20 protein-coding genes are annotated in these 17,652 nt (G+C 62.9%); 12 read left to right on the forward strand and 8 right to left on the reverse strand.

Annotated features, from left to right (window positions below; genetic code table 11):
- Window positions 1-21: 21 nt before the first annotated feature.
- Window positions 22-219 (reverse strand): hypothetical protein, encoded by a 198-nt coding sequence (locus G9C89_RS06080; protein ID WP_172146114.1) that lies wholly within the window; start codon window positions 217-219, stop codon window positions 22-24.
- A 165-nt stretch (window positions 220-384) separates the two neighbouring features.
- Here G9C89_RS06080 and tusA point away from each other — a divergent pair, with 165 nt between their 5' ends.
- Complete coding sequence (gene tusA, locus G9C89_RS06085) at window positions 385-636, forward strand: sulfurtransferase TusA (protein ID WP_172146117.1); 252 nt, start codon at window positions 385-387, stop codon at window positions 634-636.
- A 57-nt stretch (window positions 637-693) separates the two neighbouring features.
- Here tusA and G9C89_RS06090 read toward each other — a convergent pair whose 3' ends face one another.
- Window positions 694-1,776, reverse strand: a complete 1,083-nt coding sequence (locus tag G9C89_RS06090) for a DUF3080 family protein (RefSeq protein WP_172146120.1) — start codon at window positions 1,774-1,776, stop codon at window positions 694-696.
- On the reverse strand, window positions 1,773-3,155 hold the full coding sequence (locus G9C89_RS06095; RefSeq protein WP_390623772.1) for an MATE family efflux transporter: 1,383 nt from the start codon (window positions 3,153-3,155) through the stop codon (window positions 1,773-1,775). Before G9C89_RS06095 ends, G9C89_RS06090 begins: the two co-directional genes overlap by 4 nt.
- 146 nt (window positions 3,156-3,301) lie before the next feature.
- Between G9C89_RS06095 and pdxB the strand changes: the two genes are divergently transcribed.
- On the forward strand, window positions 3,302-4,444 hold the full coding sequence (gene pdxB, locus G9C89_RS06100; protein WP_172146124.1) for a 4-phosphoerythronate dehydrogenase PdxB: 1,143 nt from the start codon (window positions 3,302-3,304) through the stop codon (window positions 4,442-4,444).
- A gap of 154 nt (window positions 4,445-4,598) precedes the next feature.
- On the opposite strand, the gene G9C89_RS06105 is transcribed toward pdxB, so the two are convergent.
- Complete coding sequence (locus G9C89_RS06105) at window positions 4,599-4,778, reverse strand: PA1571 family protein (protein WP_172146126.1); 180 nt, start codon at window positions 4,776-4,778, stop codon at window positions 4,599-4,601.
- 181 nt (window positions 4,779-4,959) lie between these two features.
- Between G9C89_RS06105 and G9C89_RS06110 the strand changes: the two genes are divergently transcribed.
- From G9C89_RS06110 to G9C89_RS06120, 3 genes are all read left to right on the forward strand, one after another.
- A complete protein-coding gene (locus G9C89_RS06110; RefSeq protein ID WP_172146128.1) occupies window positions 4,960-6,075 on the forward strand; it encodes an ATP-NAD kinase family protein in 1,116 nt (371 codons plus the stop codon).
- A 115-nt stretch (window positions 6,076-6,190) separates the two neighbouring features.
- Complete coding sequence (locus G9C89_RS06115) at window positions 6,191-6,625, forward strand: thiol-disulfide oxidoreductase DCC family protein (RefSeq protein ID WP_172146130.1); 435 nt, start codon at window positions 6,191-6,193, stop codon at window positions 6,623-6,625.
- Window positions 6,626-6,768: 143 nt separating this feature from the next.
- A complete protein-coding gene (locus G9C89_RS06120; RefSeq protein ID WP_172146145.1) occupies window positions 6,769-8,550 on the forward strand; it encodes an ABC transporter transmembrane domain-containing protein in 1,782 nt (593 codons plus the stop codon).
- On the opposite strand, the gene rhtA is transcribed toward G9C89_RS06120, so the two are convergent.
- The 3 genes from rhtA to G9C89_RS06135 form a co-directional block, all read right to left on the reverse strand.
- Window positions 8,547-9,419: a threonine/homoserine exporter RhtA gene (gene rhtA, locus G9C89_RS06125; protein ID WP_172146148.1), complete on the reverse strand. Its 873-nt coding sequence runs from the start codon at window positions 9,417-9,419 to the stop codon at window positions 8,547-8,549. The genes G9C89_RS06120 and rhtA overlap by 4 nt on opposite strands.
- Window positions 9,420-9,495: 76 nt before the next feature.
- Window positions 9,496-9,777 carry a pyrimidine/purine nucleoside phosphorylase gene (gene ppnP, locus G9C89_RS06130; protein ID WP_172146151.1) on the reverse strand — a complete coding sequence of 94 codons (282 nt, stop codon included), beginning with the start codon at window positions 9,775-9,777 and terminating at the stop codon, window positions 9,496-9,498.
- A 92-nt stretch (window positions 9,778-9,869) separates the two neighbouring features.
- Complete coding sequence (locus G9C89_RS06135; protein WP_172146154.1) at window positions 9,870-10,412, reverse strand: exonuclease domain-containing protein; 543 nt, start codon at window positions 10,410-10,412, stop codon at window positions 9,870-9,872.
- Between the two features lie 195 nt (window positions 10,413-10,607).
- On the opposite strand from G9C89_RS06135, the gene G9C89_RS06140 reads away from it, so the two are divergent.
- The 3 genes from G9C89_RS06140 (at window position 10,608) to G9C89_RS06150 (ending at window position 12,577) form a co-directional block, all read left to right on the forward strand.
- The gene (locus G9C89_RS06140; protein WP_172146157.1) at window positions 10,608-11,486 is read left to right on the forward strand and encodes an NAD(P)-dependent oxidoreductase; all 879 of its coding nucleotides are present in this window, start codon (window positions 10,608-10,610) and stop codon (window positions 11,484-11,486) included.
- Window positions 11,487-11,632: 146 nt separating this feature from the next.
- Window positions 11,633-11,893: a YkgJ family cysteine cluster protein gene (locus G9C89_RS06145; protein ID WP_172146160.1), complete on the forward strand. Its 261-nt coding sequence runs from the start codon at window positions 11,633-11,635 to the stop codon at window positions 11,891-11,893.
- 30 nt (window positions 11,894-11,923) lie between these two features.
- Window positions 11,924-12,577, forward strand: coding sequence for an START domain-containing protein (locus G9C89_RS06150; protein WP_390623775.1), 654 nt, complete (start codon window positions 11,924-11,926; stop codon window positions 12,575-12,577).
- 21 nt (window positions 12,578-12,598) lie between these two features.
- Here the strand turns inward: G9C89_RS06150 and gltA are convergent, their stop codons facing one another.
- Window positions 12,599-13,873 (reverse strand): citrate synthase, encoded by a 1,275-nt coding sequence (gene gltA / locus G9C89_RS06155; protein ID WP_172146178.1) that lies wholly within the window; start codon window positions 13,871-13,873, stop codon window positions 12,599-12,601.
- Between the two features lie 383 nt (window positions 13,874-14,256).
- Between gltA and sdhC the strand changes: the two genes are divergently transcribed.
- From sdhC to G9C89_RS06175, 4 genes are read left to right on the forward strand one after another with little or no spacing between them, the layout of a single operon-like run.
- Window positions 14,257-14,631, forward strand: a complete 375-nt coding sequence (gene sdhC, locus G9C89_RS06160; protein WP_172146181.1) for a succinate dehydrogenase, cytochrome b556 subunit — start codon at window positions 14,257-14,259, stop codon at window positions 14,629-14,631.
- Window positions 14,625-14,993, forward strand: a complete 369-nt coding sequence (sdhD, locus tag G9C89_RS06165) for a succinate dehydrogenase, hydrophobic membrane anchor protein (protein WP_172146184.1) — start codon at window positions 14,625-14,627, stop codon at window positions 14,991-14,993. Before sdhC ends, sdhD begins: the two co-directional genes overlap by 7 nt.
- Before the next feature lie 3 nt (window positions 14,994-14,996).
- Window positions 14,997-16,766 carry a succinate dehydrogenase flavoprotein subunit gene (gene sdhA, locus G9C89_RS06170; RefSeq protein ID WP_172146187.1) on the forward strand — a complete coding sequence of 590 codons (1,770 nt, stop codon included), beginning with the start codon at window positions 14,997-14,999 and terminating at the stop codon, window positions 16,764-16,766.
- 11 nt (window positions 16,767-16,777) lie between these two features.
- Window positions 16,778-17,482 (forward strand): succinate dehydrogenase iron-sulfur subunit, encoded by a 705-nt coding sequence (locus G9C89_RS06175; RefSeq protein WP_172146191.1) that lies wholly within the window; start codon window positions 16,778-16,780, stop codon window positions 17,480-17,482.
- Window positions 17,483-17,652 lie beyond the last annotated feature (170 nt).

The raw sequence follows: 17,652 nt of genomic DNA on the forward strand, positions 1-17,652 counted from the left end.
GTGTGAAGTCCACGGGCCGTATCAACGATCTTCGCGGATTTCATCCGGGCTACAGGGCTGCTGCCTGACCCAATAGCTCTGTTTGTGCCCGTGGGCCTCGAACTGCCGCGCCAGGGCTTCGGCGGCGGCGCGGGTCAGGTCGGCGCGCACGACGAACTCGTTGCCATTGTCGTCCCGGCGCACCAGACACCAGTTTTGCGGTTGGCTGGATGTGGACATGCTCGCAACCTCCGTCGCGTGCGGGGCTACCCGTTAAAGGCTAGCTCGGCGCTGCCACCGGCGCCTGCTGCCCGCGACAGTTCGGGCTCGCCCAGAGCATGAGCGGGCGGGTGGCCTGAGGGGCCGCTTTGCGCGACAATGGCCGCCTGTTTCTGGAGCCCACCGATGTCCCTGCAATCCGACGCCATTCTCGATGACACCCTCGACGCCAGCGGCCTGAACTGTCCGGAGCCGGTGATGCTGCTGCACAACAAGGTGCGCGACCTGCCGGCAGGGGGCTTGCTCAAGGTGATCGCCACCGACCCCTCGACCCGCCGCGACATTCCCAAATTCTGCGTGTTTCTCGGCCATGAACTGCTCGAGCAGAGCGAAGAAGGCGGGGTTTACCTCTACCTGATCCGCAAAAAAGCCGACTGACTGCAGATCCTGCAAAAGCGCTGGCGCTGGACAAGGCCACGAGTGCCTGTGCGACGCCTACTGCTCGGCGTTGGCGCCCTCGCCATTCCACCCAGACTGACCCGGCGCCAGGCCACAGCTGTTCAGGCTGTCTTGCCAGACGCGCACATGTCGCGCTGTGGCGGCTTGAAAATCAACCCACAGGGATTGCTCGGGACCCGCCAGGTTCAGCAGGTAGTTGCGCGTGGCCGCCGGCACCTCGGCGGCGGCGCTGAGCTGGCGCAGGCTGCTGCTCCAGGTTTGACCGCGTTGGTGCACCTGGGCCAGATAGGGCTGCAAGCCGCCGGCGTAATACTTGACGAAGATGTTCTGCAGGATGCGCCCGCGCGACGTCGCCTGCCCCTGCGGGCAAATGGGCCGTTGCTGCTGGCGCGCTTCGAGCAGGCGACTGCCTTCATTGAGCGTGTGGGTCAGGCTGACCAGGCTGCTGATCAACTGACCACCCTGGGCGCTGGCATGCAGGGCGAAGAACAGCGGGTCAAGCTCGGCGGTTGACGGTGGCAGGGTTTGCGGCAGGGCATTGGCCATGGCGGCCAGTTGCGCCAGGGCATCGAGGGCGGCATCGTCCTCGCCGGGGGTGGTCGGCAGCGCCTGATCGGCAAAGCGCAGGTAGCGCTCGACTTCCTGGCTGGCGTTGAGGGCATTCCAGAACACGCTGGGCAGTTGGGCGCGCTTCTCCAGGGCCAGACGGCTGAGGGTGACGTGCAGGTTCTGGCCTTGCCCAGCGGCCAAGTGCGGCAAGCAGGCATCGATGGCGCGCAACAGATCGCCTTCATAGCCCAGGCGGCTACTGGGCACCAGCTGCTTGCCCAGGCTGCTGTTGCGCTGGCTGATCTGCTGCTGCAGGGCGGGGCAGCGGCGTGCATCGATCAGCAGGTCGAGCAGGCCGATGCGTACCTCGGGGATGTCCACGACGCGCTCGCGGCGCGGCGGCAAGCGGTAACGGGTCAGCTCCATCTTGTCGAAGACCACGACGGCATCGCCCTCGACGGCATTGTTCAGGCGCTGCAGGTAGTCCGCCTGCAAGGCCAGGCCGTCATCGGCCGGTTGGCACGCCGACAGGCTGAACAGGACGAGCAGGCTAAGGGTTCTGGCGATCATCGCGTCATCTTAACGGCTCGAATGCGCTTGCGCGCGCTGCCGGCGAGACGAATCGTCAGCATGATGGCGGCGCAGGTCAGGCCGACGATCAAGCCTTGCCAGAGGCCGCTCGGGCCGCTCGGCTCGCCGAACAGACTGGACAAGCCGAGGGCGTACCCCACCGGCAGGCCGATGCCCCAGTAGGCGAACAGGGTCAGCAACATGGTGATGCGGGTGTCCTGGTAGCCGCGCAGGGCGCCGGCGGCCGTGACCTGGATGGCATCGGAGAACTGGAACAGCGCGGCATACATGATCAAGCCGGACGCCAGGGCGATCACCGTCGGGTCGGCGGTGTAGATCTGTGCGATCTGCTCACGCAACAGCAGCATCAAACTGGCCGACAGGCAGGCATAGCCCAGCGCCGTCGCCATGCTCACCCCGGCGGCGAAACGAGCCTCACGTGGTTGGCCGCGCCCGAGCATCTGGCCGACGCGCACGGTGGCGGCCATGCCCAGGGAGTAGGGAATCATGAACACCAACGAGCTGAAGTTCAGCGCGATCTGGTGGCCGGCGACCACGCTGGCGCCCAGGCCGCCGATCAGCAGGGCGATCACCGCGAAGATGCTCGATTCGGCAAATACCGCGATGCCGATCGGCAAGCCAATGGCCAGCAGGCGCTGGATCACCGGCCACTGTGGCCAGTCGAAGCGGCTGAACAGCAGACTCGGCTTGTAGAACGGCGCCCATTTCACCCACCAGAGCATGCCCAGCAGCATGAAACTCATCACCAGCGCGGTGGCCCAGCCACAGCCGACCCCGCCCATGGCCGGCAGGCCGAACTTGCCGTAGATGAAGATGTAGTTGGCGGGGATATTCAGCAGCAGTCCGCATAGCCCCAGCACCATGCTCGGCCGGGTATGGCCGAGGCCGTCGCTGAAGCAGCGCAATACGTGGTACAGCGCCACCGCCGGGAAGCCGCAGGCCACCGCACGCAGATAGCCCATGGAGGGCTCGATCAGGCTCGGCTCGACATCCATCAGGCGCAGGACGATCTCGGCGTTCCACAGCAGGATCGCGGCAGCGCCACCGACCGTCAGCGCCAACCATAGCGCCTGGCGCACCAGCGGGCCGATTTCGGCCTGCTGGCCGGCACCGAAGCGCTGCGCGACCTTGGGCGTGGTCGCCAGCAGGACGCCGGTCATCAGCAGAAATACCGGCACCCAGATCGAGTTGCCGAGCGCCACCGCCGCCAGGTCGTGGGGGCTGACCCGCCCGGCCATCAGCGTATCGACGAAGCCCATGGCGGTATGCGCCAGTTGGGCAATGATGATCGGCGTGGCCAGAATCATCAGGGTGCGCAACTCGGTGCGCACACGCTGCGGGCGCGATACGGCAGGCATAGAGGTCATCCGCTGGCTCTCCGGGAAAACCGGGTAGTCTACGCGTTGACGATTCGGTCAGGAAACTCGTTTCGCCGCGGCGCAGGGCGAGGGCGACGACAGGTGCAAGCTGTCTTAGAATGGCGGCCTGACGTATGGAGCCGATCATGCAAATAGTCGCCGACGAGAACATTCCCCTGCTCGACGAGTTTTTCGCCGGATTCGGCGAGATTCGTCGTTTGCCCGGTCGCGCTATCGATGCGGCGGCCGTGGCCGATGCCGAACTGCTGCTGGTGCGTTCGGTGACCCGGGTCGACCGCGCGCTGCTCGACGGCAGCTCGGTGCGTTTTGTCGGCACCTGCACCATCGGTACCGATCATCTCGATCTCGATTACTTCGCCCGGGCCGGCATCGGTTGGGCCAGCGCGCCGGGCTGCAATGCGCGCGGGGTGGTCGATTATGTGCTCGGCAGCCTGCTGCTGTTGGCCGAGCAACAGGGAGTCGAGCTGGCTACACGCACCTACGGGGTGGTCGGTGCCGGCGAGGTGGGTGGGCGTCTGGTTGACGTCTTGCGCGGCCTGGGCTGGCGGGTATTGGTCTGCGACCCGCCGCGCCAGCTCGCCGAGGGCGGCGATTTCGTCAGCCTGGAGCAGGTGCTCGCCGAGTGCGATGTGCTCAGCCTGCACACCCCGCTCGAACGCGCTGGCGCGCAGCCGACTCATCATCTGTTCGATGCGCGACGCCTGGCCCGGCTCAAGCCCGGCGCCTGGCTGATCAATGCCAGCCGCGGTGCCGTGGTGGATAATTCGGCGCTGCGCGAGTTGCTCGAGCAGCGTGGCGATCTGCAGGTGGTGCTGGATGTCTGGGAAGGCGAGCCACAGGTCGATGTCGCGCTGGCCGGCCTGTGCCGCCTCGCCACCCCGCATATCGCCGGCTACAGCCTGGATGGCAAGCTGCGCGGCACGGCGCAGATCTATTCGGCGGTTTGCGCGCATCTCGGCTGCACGCCGACGGTCAGCCTCGACGAGCTGATGCCGGCGCCCTGGCTTACCGAGTTGAGTCTGGAGGCCGCTGCCGATCCGGCCTGGGCGCTGGCGACTGTGTGTCGCGCGGTCTATGACCCGCGGCGCGACGATGCGGATTTCCGCCGCAGCCTGCGGGGCGACACGGCGAACCAGCGGGCGGCCTTTGATGCATTGCGCAAGCATTACCCGATGCGCCGCGAGATCGATGGACTGAGCGTGCAACTGCAAGGCGATGCGCCGCAGCTGGCGCAGATGATCAAGGCGCTGGGTGCGACGTTGCGCTGATGCATAAGGCCAAAGGGCGCGTGCAGCGTTCAGCGGGCCGGGTGGGCTGACGCGGGTCGCCGCCCGGTCTACCCTAGGTTTATCCTCAACAGGTAATGGCTACATGGCCCAAGAAAAACCCAGGCATTGCCTGGGTTTGGCTAAAGCGGGCGGATCAGGAGTTTTTCGTGCCTGGGGCAACCAGGCTTTTTTCCAGCTCCCGGCAGGCGCGCTGGATCATGTTCTCGGTGATCGGGATTTCCCGGCCTTGTTCGTCGATGATGGCGCCGCCTACCGGCTGTTGCGACTGCTTGGGGGCAACGCGGGGGGCGGGCGTCTGGCGGTGCGGGCTCATGAACTGTCTCCTCATCAGATGGTGTGCGCAGTCTAAAAGAGTCGGATGAACGGGCTATGACAGTCTCGAACGACGGAATTCCGTCAAAAATACAGTTCACAAGTGACTCTGTTGTCACTGTGCCAAAAAAACTTGGCGGTTGAAAAGCCCCGCGAGACAGTCGGGGTTCAATGAGGTGCTTATGGCGCGCTTCCACCTGGGTTTGATCATCAATCCCCTGGCAGGTCTTGGCGGTCCGGCGGGGCTCAAGGGCAGTGATGGCGTGGCCGAACAGGCCTTGGCCCTGGGCAGTCAACCGCTGGCGGCAGCGCGTACGCGCACGGCGCTGGAGTGTCTGCGAGTGGTGCAGGAACGCCTGGACTTTCTGACCTTTCCCGGGCCGATGGGCGCCGATCTGCTGGCCGAGATGGGCTTCAGTTATCGGGTGCTCGGTGAGTTGCATGATCGGCTGAGCAGCGCGGCGGATACCCGCGAGGCGGTCGAACAGCTGCAGGATGCTGGCGTTGCGCTGATTCTGTTTGCCGGTGGCGACGGCACGGCGCGGGATATCTGCGCCGCCGTGCGCGAGGGGCAGCCGGTGCTGGGCATTCCGGCCGGGGTGAAGATCCAGTCCGGGGTCTATGCCGTCAGCCCGCGCGCCGCCGGCGAGCTGACCGCGCGGCTGATCGAGGGCGGCCTGGTGCGTCTGACCAGTGGCGAGGTGCGTGATATCGACGAAAGCGCCTTGCGCGCAGGCAGGGTAACGGCGCGCTGGTATGGCGAGCTGACTGTGCCGCAGGAGGGCGGCTATATGCAGCAGGTCAAGCAGGGCGGGGTGGAGTCCGAAGAACTGGTGCTCAGCGACCTGGCCGACTGGCTGCAGGACAGTTGGGAAGCCGATGTGCGCTACATCTTCGGTCCCGGCTCGACCCTGCATGGCCTGGCGCATAATCTCGGCCTGACAACCACTTTGCTCGGCGTCGATGTGATCGAGAACGGCCAGGTGATCGCCCTCGATGTCACCGAGGCGCAGCTGTTCGAGTTGGTGGCCGGGCATCCGGCGCGGCTGCTGGTGACCGCCATCGGTGGTCAGGGCCATATCATTGGCCGCGGCAACCAGCAGATCAGTCCGCGTGTGCTGCGCGCCGTGGGCCTGGAGCATCTGCGAGTGGTGGCGACCAAACGCAAGCTCGGCACCCTGGAAGGCCGGCCCTTGCTGGTCGACAGCGGCGACGTGCAGTTGGACGATGCCTTCCCCGACGTGGTGCGAGTGTGGGCGGGTTATAAAGAGGAGCTGCTCTATCCCGTGGGCAAGTGATGGCCAGGCTCCTGCAGGCGGGCAAGGCGGGCTGAAGACCTCTTGTTCAGCGGCAATAGCGTATTCCCGCAGCCTGACGGAGTAGCATCGACCTATCCAGGTGCAGGAGTTGGGCATGACGGATCAATCGCTTCCTCCCGTTACCCAAGCCGGCGAACGCGTGGTGCTGTTCGACGGGCTGTGCAAGCTGTGTAACGGCTGGGTCAAGTTCCTGATCCGGCATGACCCGCAGCAGCGCTTTAGACTGGCCTCGGTGCAGTCGGTCCAGGGCCAGGCGCTGCTGGCCTGGTCCGGTTTGCCCTCCGAGCGTTTTGACACCATGGCCTATATAGAGGATGGCCAGCTGTTGGTGCGCTCGGATGCGCTGCTGCGCATAGTCGCCCAACTGCCCGGGCCTTGGCGGTTGCTGGCACTGTTGCGAGTGCTGCCACGGCCAGTGCGCGACTGGTGTTACGACCGTATCGCACTCAACCGCTACCGGCTGTTCGGTCGCTATGACAGCTGCCTGCTGCCGAGCGCCGACCATGCCCGGCGTTTTCTGCATGATTGAAAGGGGCGAGCAAGCTCATCAGCGTCGACCTGCTTGATCTGCGCCTGCTTCGCCCCCATCTAGCCGGAGCGCGCGCGCTTTCGCGGCGGCCTATGCGACACCTCCTATAATCTCAGGGCTGACACGCCCCGTAGCGAGTGCCCATGCTTTCGATCCTGTCTTCCCGCCAGCGCAATGCCCTGCGCATGGCCTGGCGTTTCATCGCGCCCTATCGCTGGCGCGTGGTCGGTGCCTTGCTGGCGCTGATGTTTACCGCGGCGATCACCCTGTCCATGGGGCAGGGCATCAAGTTGCTGGTCGATCAGGGGCTGGCCACCCAGTCGCCGCAGGCGTTGCAGCAGTCGATCGGGCTGTTTTTCGTACTGGTGCTGGCCCTGGCTGTCGGCACCTATACCCGTTTCTACCTGGTGTCGTGGATCGGCGAGCGCTTCGTCGCCGATATCCGCAAGCGGGTGTTCAACCACCTGATCGATCTGCATCCGGGCTTCTATGAAAGCAACCGCAGCTCGGAGATCCAGTCGCGCCTGACCGCCGACACCACGCTGTTGCAGTCGGTGATCGGTTCCTCGCTGTCGATGGCGTTGCGCAATCTGATCATGCTGATCGGCGGCAGCGTGCTGCTGGTGGTGACCAACCCCAAGCTCAGCGGCATCGTGCTGCTGGCGCTGCCGCTGGTGGTCGCGCCCATCCTGATCTTCGGCCGGCGGGTGCGCGCGCTGTCGCGCCTGAGCCAGGACCGGGTGGCCGATGTCGGCAGCTACGTCGGCGAGGTGCTCGGGCAGATCAAGACGGTGCAGGCCTACAACCACCAGCGTGAAGACAAACGGCGCTTCGGCCTGTCTGCCGAGGCGGCTTTCGATATCGCGCGCAAACGCATCGCCCAGCGCGCCTGGCTGATTACCGTGGTCATCGTGCTGGTGCTCGGCGCGGTGGGGGTGATGCTCTGGGTCGGCGGCATGGACGTGATCGCCGGGCGTATTTCCGGCGGCGAACTGGCGGCTTTCGTTTTCTACAGCCTGATCGTCGGTGGCTCATTCGGCACCCTCAGCGAGGTGATCGGCGAGCTGCAGCGCGCCGCCGGTGCGGCCGAGCGGATTGCCGAGCTGTTGCAGGCGCGCAATGAAATCACCCCGCCGCTTGCCGATGCTCTGCAACTGGCGCAACCGCTGCAAGGGCGCATCGAGTTGCAGGCGCTGCGCTTCGCCTATCCGTCGCGGCCCGGCAGTTTTGCCGTCGATGGCATCGACCTCGAGGTCGCGCCGGGCGAAACCCTGGCCCTGGTCGGGCCGTCGGGGGCAGGGAAATCCACCCTGTTCGATCTGCTGCTGCGCTTCTTCGATCCGCAGCAGGGCCGCATCCTGGTCGACGGCCAGCCCATCGAACGCCTCGATCCCCATGAGTTACGCCGCTGCTTCGCCCTGGTGTCGCAGAATCCGGCGCTGTTCTTCGGCTCGGTGGAGGACAACATTCGCTATGGCCGAACCGATGCCAGCCATGCCGAGGTCGAAGCCGCGGCCAAAGTCGCGCATGCCCACGAGTTCATCATGAAGCTGCCCGAGGGCTATCAGACCCACCTGGGCGATGCCGGTCTGGGTTTGTCCGGTGGCCAGCGTCAGCGCCTGGCCATCGCCCGTGCGCTGCTGGTGGATGCGCCTATCCTGCTGCTCGATGAAGCCACCAGCGCGCTGGATGCGGAAAGCGAACACCTGATCCAGCAGGCATTGCCGCGCTTGATGCAGGGGCGCACCACCCTGGTGATCGCCCACCGCCTGGCCACGGTGAAAAGCGCCGACCGCATCGCGGTGATCGAGCAGGGCAAGCTGGTGGCCATCGGCAAGCACGCCGAGCTGGTCGCCAGCAGCCCGCTGTATGCGCGGCTGGCCGAGCTGCAGTTCAGCAATGAAGAGGTGGAGTCGGCGATCTAGAGCGGTTTGCCTTTCGGTCTGATGGTCGCCGCCGCGCCGGCCGAGGCCAGGATAATCGCGCTGATCGCCAGCCACTGGTTCAACGTCAGGCGCTCGCTGAGGAACAGCAGGCCGGAGAGGGCGGCGATGGCCGGTTCCATGCTCATCAGGATGCTGAAGGTGCGGGCGGGCAGGCGGGTCAGGGCGACCATTTCCAGGCTGTACGGCAGCGCCGATGAGAGTATCGCGACGCCAAGGGCAATGGGCAGCAGGTCGAGCGAGAACATGCTGCTGCCCGCGTGCCACACACCGATCGGGAATACCAGCAAGGCGGCGACTATGGTGCCCAGCGCGACGGTTTGCCGGCCGTGTTCGGCCCCGGCTTTCTGGCCGAAGATGATGTACAGCGCCCAGCACAGACCAGCAGCCAATGCCAGGGCCATGCCCACCGGGTCGAGTTGCACATCGGCTTGCGCGCTGGGCAGCAGCAACCAGAGGCCAAAGACCGCCAGGGCGATCCAGACGAAATCCAGCAGGCGTCGCGAAGACAGCAGGGCCAGGCCCAGTGGCCCGGTGAATTCCAGGGCCACGGCGATGCCCAGCGGGATGGTCTGCAGCGACAGGTAGAACAGCAGATTCATGCTGCCCAGGGCCAGGCCGTAGGCCAGCAGCGAGCGGCAGGAGCGCAGGTTCAGGCGTGCCTGCCAGGGGCGCATCAGTACGCACAGGATCAAGGCGCCCAAACCCAGGCGCAGCGCGGTGGTGCCGGTGGCGCCGATCAGCGGGAACAGGCCTTTGGCCAGGGAGGCGCCGCTCTGGATCGAGGTCATGGCGATCAGCAACAGCATGATCGGCAGAATCACCAGGGCGAAGTGCGAGGAGCGCGGCATTTGGTTGTTCCACGATGTTGAGGGGCATAAACAAAAAAACCGGCCATCAGGGCCGGTTTTTCAGGCGCTAATTACCTTAGCGGTATTCGCACAGGTAGGCGGTGTCGACTGCCACCTTGAGCTGGAATTTGCTGTTGGCCGGGACCGTGAAGTGGCTGCCGCTGGCGAAGGTTTCCCAGCTGTCGCTGCCTGGCAGTTTGACGGTCAGGGCACCGGCGACCACGTGCATGATTTCCAGTTTGTCGGTGCCGAACTCGTATTCGCCGGCGGCCATCACGCCAATGGTGGCGGGGCCTTCAGCCATGCCGAAGGCGATGGATTTGACGGTGCCGCCGAAGTATTCATTGACCTTGAACATGTGCAATTCCTCGCAAGGGGTTGAGAGCTTGTGCTGAAAAGGCCGGCAAGTATGCCCAAGCCGCGGCGGTGCGTCATCTGCTTTGCGGGGCGTTAGAGCGGTAGCACCAAGGGCAGCAGCCGGGCGGTGTTGCGTGCATCGGTCAGCGCCCGGTGTTGCTCGCCGCTGAATTGCAGGCCGGCCAGTTGCAGGGCGGTAGTGAGACCGACCGAACGGGGTAATTGGCGGGCTTCGGCAAAGCGGCGCTTGAGGTTGAGGTGGGGGATCTGGCTCAGGCAGCTGACCAACTGGCATTGCTGCCAGTCTTGCTCGAATTGACGGCGATCGTACTCGCCCCAGCTGGCCCAGCCGACCAGCTGCGGCTGATGATTCAGCAGCCAGTGCTCGAACTGCGGCCAGACGCTGGTCAGCGGCGCCGCGGCATCGACATCGGCCTGGCTGATATGGGTGAGTTCGCGGCAGAAACTGGTCAAGTGAGGTCGCCGTGCTGGACGCACGAAGCGCTGGAAGTGATCCACCTCATGACCGGCGGCGCTGACCAGGCTGGCGCCGATCTCGATGATTTCCATTTCTTCCAGTGGCCATCCACCTTCTTCGGTGGTGGCTTCCAGGTCGACTACCAACCAATGTCCCATAAGTCCTCCGTTGTCTCGATAGATCGGTGTGTGAAGCTTTTCTGGCTCGCTAGCGGCCTGGCCGGGATACAAGGTCGGGCTGCATTCCTCAGTCTACGCGGCCCGGCCCAGCCTACACTTTGCAGTCGATGGCCATTCTCGGACAGTCTCCTAGAGCGCATGTTAGGCTGAGTATCCCTGAATTCGGAGGTGTGTATGGCGAAGGTAGCCTTTATCGGGCTGGGCGTAATGGGTTATCCGATGGCGGGACACCTGGCTCGCAGCGGACATCAGGTGTGTGTCTATAACCGTACACCGGCCAAGGCGGCGCAGTGGTTGGCCGAGTTTGCCGGCAGCAGCGCGCCTACCCCGCGTGAGGCGGCCCAGGGTGCCGAGCTGGTGATGGTCTGCGTGGGTAATGACAATGACTTGCGCGGCGTGGTGCTGGGCGAAGATGGCGCGTTTGCCGGCATGGCGCCGGGTGCTGTACTGGTCGATCACACCACCGCCTCGGCCGATGTCGCCCGTGAGTTGGCGGCCAGGGCCGACGAGTTGCAACTGGGTTTCCTCGATGCGCCGGTATCCGGCGGTCAGGCCGGCGCGCAAAATGGTGCGCTGACGGTGATGGTGGGCGGCGCAGCGGATGTGTATGCGCGTGCCGAACCGGTGATCCAGGCTTACGCCCGCATGGTGCGCTTGATGGGGGCGGCCGGCAGCGGGCAACTGACCAAGATGGTCAACCAGATCTGCATCGCCGGCCTGGTCCAGGGGTTGTCCGAGGCACTGCATTTCGCTCAGTGCGCGGGCCTGGACGCGCAAGGGGCGATGGAGGTGATCAGCAAGGGCGCCGCGCAATCCTGGCAATTGGAAAACCGCCACCAGGCCATGTTGGCCGGTGAGTTCGATTTCGGTTTTGCCGTCGACTGGATGCGCAAGGATCTGTCGATCCTGCTCGAAGAGGCGCGGCACAACGGCGCGCAACTGCCGGTCACGGCGCTGGTCGATCAGTTCTATGCCGATGTCCAGGCCATGGGCGGCGCGCGCTGGGATACGTCCAGCCTGATTGCCCGTCTGAAGGTGCCGAGCAAGCCTTGACCAGCTTCGACCTGCAAGACGCCGACGTACTTGGCCATGTCCAGCCTGGTGATGTCGAGTGTTGGGCTGGGATGCCCGGCGGGCGCCGGTCCGGGTAAAATCGCTGGAGCGTCCCGCTGTTCCGATTATTTCGAGGTTGTGCCGTCATGCAATGCCGTGCTGGATGTGGTGCCTGTTGTATTGCTCCTTCGATCAGCTCTCCTATCCCCGGTATGCCGCACGGCAAGGCGGCGGGCGAGCGCTGCATGCAGCTGTCCGCGGATAATTATTGTGGCCTGTTCGGTAAGCCGGAGCGACCGGCGGTGTGCTCGGCGTTTATGCCGGAGCCGGATGTCTGCGGTGCTAGCAATGAAGAGGCGATCCAGCTGCTAGGCTGGCTGGAGCAGCAGACCTCTCTGGCGAGCTGAGTGAGCGGTCGAGGCGAGAGGCTGGCAATGGTGAAGTCGTTGACGGGCATGCTTTTATGCGCCGGCGCGTTGCTGGCGGCGGTCGGTCCCTTGCAGGCCGAGGACTGGCGCCTGGTCAAGGACCAGGCGGGGATCCAGGTGTTCCTGAGCAAGGTGCCGGGTTCAAAGTACCAGGCGTATCGCGGCGTCGTCAGGCTGCAGACGGATATGCCGACCTTGTTGGCGTTGCAGGAGGATGTCGGCGGGTCCTGCGCCTGGATCTATGCGTGCCAAGAGCAAAAGCTGCTCAAGCACGAGGGTGCGCAGAGCTGGATCTATAGCCGCTTCACTATGCCGTGGCCGGTCAGGCCGCGCGATGCAGTATTGCGGGTGACCACCCGGCAAGGTGCCGATGGCAGTGTCACCCGTATCCTCAGCGGGGTCGCCGCTTACCTCCCGGAGCAGAAGGGCTGGGTGCGGGTGAGCAAGGTCGAAGGTTATTGGGCGTTTATCCCGAAAGCGGCGGGTGAGGTCGAGGTGATTTACCAGATGCATAGCGAGCCGGGAGGCAGTGTGCCGTCCTGGCTGGCCGGTAGTTTTGTAGTGGATGCGCCTTACAACACGCTCGAAGCGCTGCGGCGGCGAGTCATTCACCCGGTGAATGACTCGGATGTAAAAAAGGCTGCCAGTGGCAGCCTTTTTTAGTGCATCGATGAAGCCCGAAGCTTATTTCTTCAGGTCACGCTGCGTGTAGCCGGTGTACAGCTGGCGCGGGCGGCCAATCTTGTACGGGCTGGAGAGCATTTCTTTCCAGTGCGAGATCCAGCCGACGGTCCGCGCCAGGGCGAAGATCACGGTGAACATGCTGGTCGGAATGCCGATCGCCTTGAGGATGATGCCCGAATAGAAATCGACGTTCGGGTACAGCGAGCGCTCGATGAAGTACGGATCGGTCAGGGCAATCTCTTCCAGGCGCATGGCCAGTTCCAGCTGCGGATCATCGGTGATGCCCAGTTCTTTCAGGACTTCATCGCAGGTCTGCTTCATTACGGTGGCGCGCGGATCGCGGTTTTTATAGACGCGGTGACCAAAGCCCATCAGCTTGAACGGGTCGTCCTTGTCCTTCGCCTTGGCGATAAAGACGTCGATGTTCGACACGTCGCCGATCTCATCCAGCATCGCCAGTACTGCTTCGTTGGCGCCACCGTGGGCCGGGCCCCAGAGTGCGGCGATACCGGCGGCGATGCAGGCGAACGGGTTGGCGCCCGAGGAACCGGCCAGACGGACGGTCGATGTCGAGGCGTTCTGCTCGTGGTCGGCGTGGAGGATGAAGATCTTGTCCATCGCCTTGGCCAGCACCGGGCTGATCGGTTTGATCTCGCACGGGGTGTTGAACATCATGTGCAGGAAGTTTTCCGCGTAGTTCAGGTCGTTACGCGGGTACATCATCGGCTGACCCATGGAGTACTTGTAGGTCATGGCGGCGATGGTCGGCATCTTGGCGACCAGGCGCATGGCCGATACTTCGCGGTGATGCGGGTTCTTGATGTCCAGGGAGTCGTGATAGAAGGCGGAAAGAGCGCCAACCACGCCGCACATGATGGCCATCGGGTGGGCATCGCGGCGGAAGCCGTTGAAAAAGGTCTTCAGTTGCTCATGAACCATGGTGTGGTTCTTGATGGTGCTGACGAACTTGGCCTTTTCTTCTGCATTAGGCAATTCGCCGTTGAGCAGCAGGTAGCAGGTTTCCAGGTAATCCGATTGCTCTGCCAGCTGCTCGATGGGGTAGCCACGGTGCAGCAGAATGCCCTGGTCACCATCAATATAGGTGATCTTCGACTCGCACGAAGCCGTGGACATAAAGCCAGGATCAAAAGTGAAACGGCCCGTGGCGGTTAAGCCCCGCACGTCAATTACATCGGGACCAACGGTGCCGGTTAAAATGGGCAGCTCGACGGGGGCTGCGCCCTCGATGATCAACTGCGCTTTTTTGTCAGCCATGTGTGGCCTCCTAGTTATGCTTGAAATCATCTGACGGCCCCCCACGCAGGGCCCGCATCACTATAGTGAGATAAATTTGAAAGTCAATTTGGGAAAACCCAGGCGGCAGAAGGGTTTGCGGGCTGTTTTTTGCAAAAAATGGCGCTGTTTACGCCATTTGTATTAGGTGTGCAATGAGCCTTTAGGTGCAGGCCTTTGCGTTGTCAATAGCGACCTATTTCGTTGTCATTAGCGACCTAACTGTCTATACTCTGCGCCCGGCCACCAAGGGCTCTGAGCCCTCATTCTGGTGGTTGTCACTCCTTGGGTGATGGGTACCTGACCAGTGCACTTCCCGACAACTTTGCCCTGATAGTTAGGGCTCTCAGTGTGATAAAAAAGCCGTGAATAGCCAACGACCTGTAAACCTCGACCTTAGGACTATCAAACTCCCAGTCACCGCTTACACGTCCATTCTTCACCGTATCTCCGGTGTCATTCTCTTCGTCGGCATTGCCGTGCTGCTTTATGGGCTCGACAAGTCGCTGGCATCAGAGGAAGGCTTCGCCGAGGTGAAAGAATGCCTGACCAGCCCGCTGGCCAAATTCGTGATCTGGGGATTGCTGTCCGCTCTGCTTTACCACTTGGTGGCCGGAGTACGCCACTTGATCATGGACATGGGCATCGGTGAGACGCTGGAAGGCGGCAAGCTGGGCTCGCAAATCGTTCTCGTCGTTTCGGCGGTCGTGATCGTATTGGTGGGGGTGTGGATATGGTAACCAACGTCACGAACTTCTCGCGTTCAGGTCTTTATGACTGGATGGCACAGCGTGTGTCGGCAGTCGTTCTCGCGGCTTATGTAGTGTTTTTGCTGGGTTATATAGTTGCTAATCCCGGCATGGGTTATGCCGAATGGCATGCTCTGTTCTCCAATAACGCAATGCGCATTTTCAGCCTGCTGACTCTGGTGGCGCTCAGCGCTCACGCCTGGGTCGGTATGTGGACGATTTCCACCGACTACCTGACGCCGATGGCGCTGGGTAAGTGGGCGACTGGCGTGCGTTTCCTGTTCCAGGCCGCGTGTGGCATTGCCATGTTCACGTTCTTCGTCTGGGGCGTGCAGATTTTTTGGGGTAACTGATTCATGACTATTCGTACTCTTTCTTATGACGCCATCATCGTTGGTGGCGGCGGCGCGGGTATGCGTGCTGCGCTGCAGTTGGCTCAAGGCGGCCACAAGACCGCTGTAGTCACCAAGGTGTTTCCGACCCGTTCGCACACTGTTTCCGCCCAGGGTGGCATTACTTGCGCCATCGCTTCGGCCGATCCAAACGACGATTGGCGCTGGCACATGTACGACACCGTCAAGGGTTCCGACTATATCGGTGACCAGGACGCTATCGAGTACATGTGTTCCGTAGGTCCGGAAGCTGTGTTCGAGCTGGAACACATGGGGCTGCCATTTTCCCGTACCGAGCAAGGCCGCATCTATCAGCGTCCGTTCGGCGGTCAGTCCAAGGACTTCGGTAAGGGTGGCCAGGCCGCTCGTACCTGTGCCGCCGCCGACCGTACCGGTCACGCCCTGCTGCACACCCTGTATCAGGCCAACCTCAAGGCTGGCACCTCGTTTCTCAACGAGTGGTACGCGGTCGATCTGGTGAAGAACCAGGATGGCGCCATCGTCGGCGTGATCGCGATCTGTCTGGAAAACGGCGAGACCGTGTATATCCGTTCCAAGGCCGTGGTTCTGGCTACTGGCGGTGCCGGTCGCATCTACGCCTCCACCACCAACGCGCTGATCAACACCGGTGACGGCATCGGCATGGCCCTGCGTGCCGGCGTACCGGTGCAAGACATCGAAATGTGGCAGTTCCACCCAACCGGCATCGCCGGAGCCGGTGTACTGGTGACCGAGGGTTGCCGTGGTGAAGGTGGCTATCTGATCAACAAGCATGGCGAACGTTTCATGGAACGCTATGCGCCGAACGCCAAAGACCTGGCTGGCCGCGACGTGGTTGCGCGCTCCATGGTCAAGGAAATCATCGCCGGCAACGGCTGTGGTCCGGATGGCGATCACGTCATGCTCAAGCTCGACCACCTTGGCGAAGACGTGCTGCACAGCCGTCTGCCGGGCATCTGTGAGCTGTCCAAGACCTTCGCGCATGTCGATCCGGTGGTTGCGCCGGTTCCGGTCGTACCGACCTGCCACTACATGATGGGCGGCGTGCCGACCAACATCCATGGCCAGGCCATCACCCAGGACGCCAACGGCAACGACAAGATCATCGATGGGCTGTTTGCCGTCGGTGAAGTGGCCTGCGTGTCGGTGCACGGTGCCAACCGTCTGGGCGGCAACTCGCTGCTCGACCTGGTGGTGTTCGGCCGTGCGGCCGGCATCCACCTGGAAAAAGCGCTGAAAGAAGGCGTGGAAGTCCGTGGTGCCAGCGAAACCGATATCGAGCAGTCGCTCAAGCGGCTGTCCGGGGTCAACGAACGCACCACCGGCGAAGACGTAGCGCCGCTGCGTAAAGAGCTGCAAACCTGCATGCAGAACTACTTCGGCGTGTTCCGTACCGGCGAATACATGCAGAAGGGCATCGAGCAACTGGCCGGCCTGCGTGAGCGGATCGCGACCGTCAAGATCGCCGACAAGAGCCAGGCGTTCAACACGGCGCGTATCGAAGCGCTGGAACTGCAAAACCTTCTCGAAGTGGCGGAAGCCACCGCTATCGCCGCCGAGGTTCGTAAAGAATCCCGTGGTGCCCATGCCCGCGAAGACTTCGAGGATCGCGATGACGAGAACTGGTTGTGCCATTCCCTGTACTTCCCGGGTGAAAAGCGTGTGACCAAACGTGCAGTCAACTTCTCGCCGAAGACAGTTCCGACGTTTGAACCCATGGTTCGGACTTATTAAGGATGGCTGATATGTTGCAAGTCAGTGTTTATCGCTACAACCCGGAGCAGGATGCTGCGCCGTTCATGCAGGACTTCCAGGTCGATACCGGCGGCAAGGACATCATGGTCCTCGACGTGCTGGCCTTGATCAAGGAACAGGATGAGGGCTTCTCCTACCGTCGCTCCTGCCGTGAAGGCGTGTGTGGTTCCGACGGCATGAATATCAACGGCAAGAATGGCCTGGCCTGCATCACCCCGCTGTCGGCGGTGGTGAAGGGCGGCAAGCTGGTGATTCGTCCTTTGCCGGGATTGCCGGTCATTCGTGACCTGGTCGTCGATATGAGCATCTTCTACAAGCAATACGAAAAGGTGCAGCCGTACCTGCAGAACGATACGCCGGCTCCGGCCATCGAACGTCTGCAAACGCCGGAAGAGCGCGAGAAGCTGGATGGCCTCTACGAGTGCATCCTGTGTGCTTGCTGTTCGACCAGTTGCCCATCGTTCTGGTGGAATCCGGACAAGTTCCTCGGTCCCGCTGCGTTGCTGCAGGCCTATCGTTTCCTGGCCGACAGCCGCGACACCAAGACCGAAGAGCGTCTGGCTGCATTGGACGACCCGTTCAGCGTGTTCCGTTGCCGCGGCATCATGAACTGCGTGAATGTTTGCCCTAAAGGTCTCAATCCGACCAAGGCGATCGGCCACGTACGCAACATGCTGTTGCAGAGCGGTATCTGATTCAAAGCTTTACCTGTGACACCTGCGACGCCTGGCTTGAAGCCAGCGTCGCAGTCTAGCCAGGGCTGCAGCTCACAAAGCAGTGGCTCTAACTTTGAAAAATATGACGACCAGCAGGGGCATCCGGGCTGGTGCCCGGACTATCTGCGGGATCCGTGGTGGCTTTACCG

The organism is Pseudomonas tumuqii (genome assembly GCF_013184545.1).
Taxonomy (GTDB): domain Bacteria; phylum Pseudomonadota; class Gammaproteobacteria; order Pseudomonadales; family Pseudomonadaceae; genus Aquipseudomonas; species Aquipseudomonas tumuqii.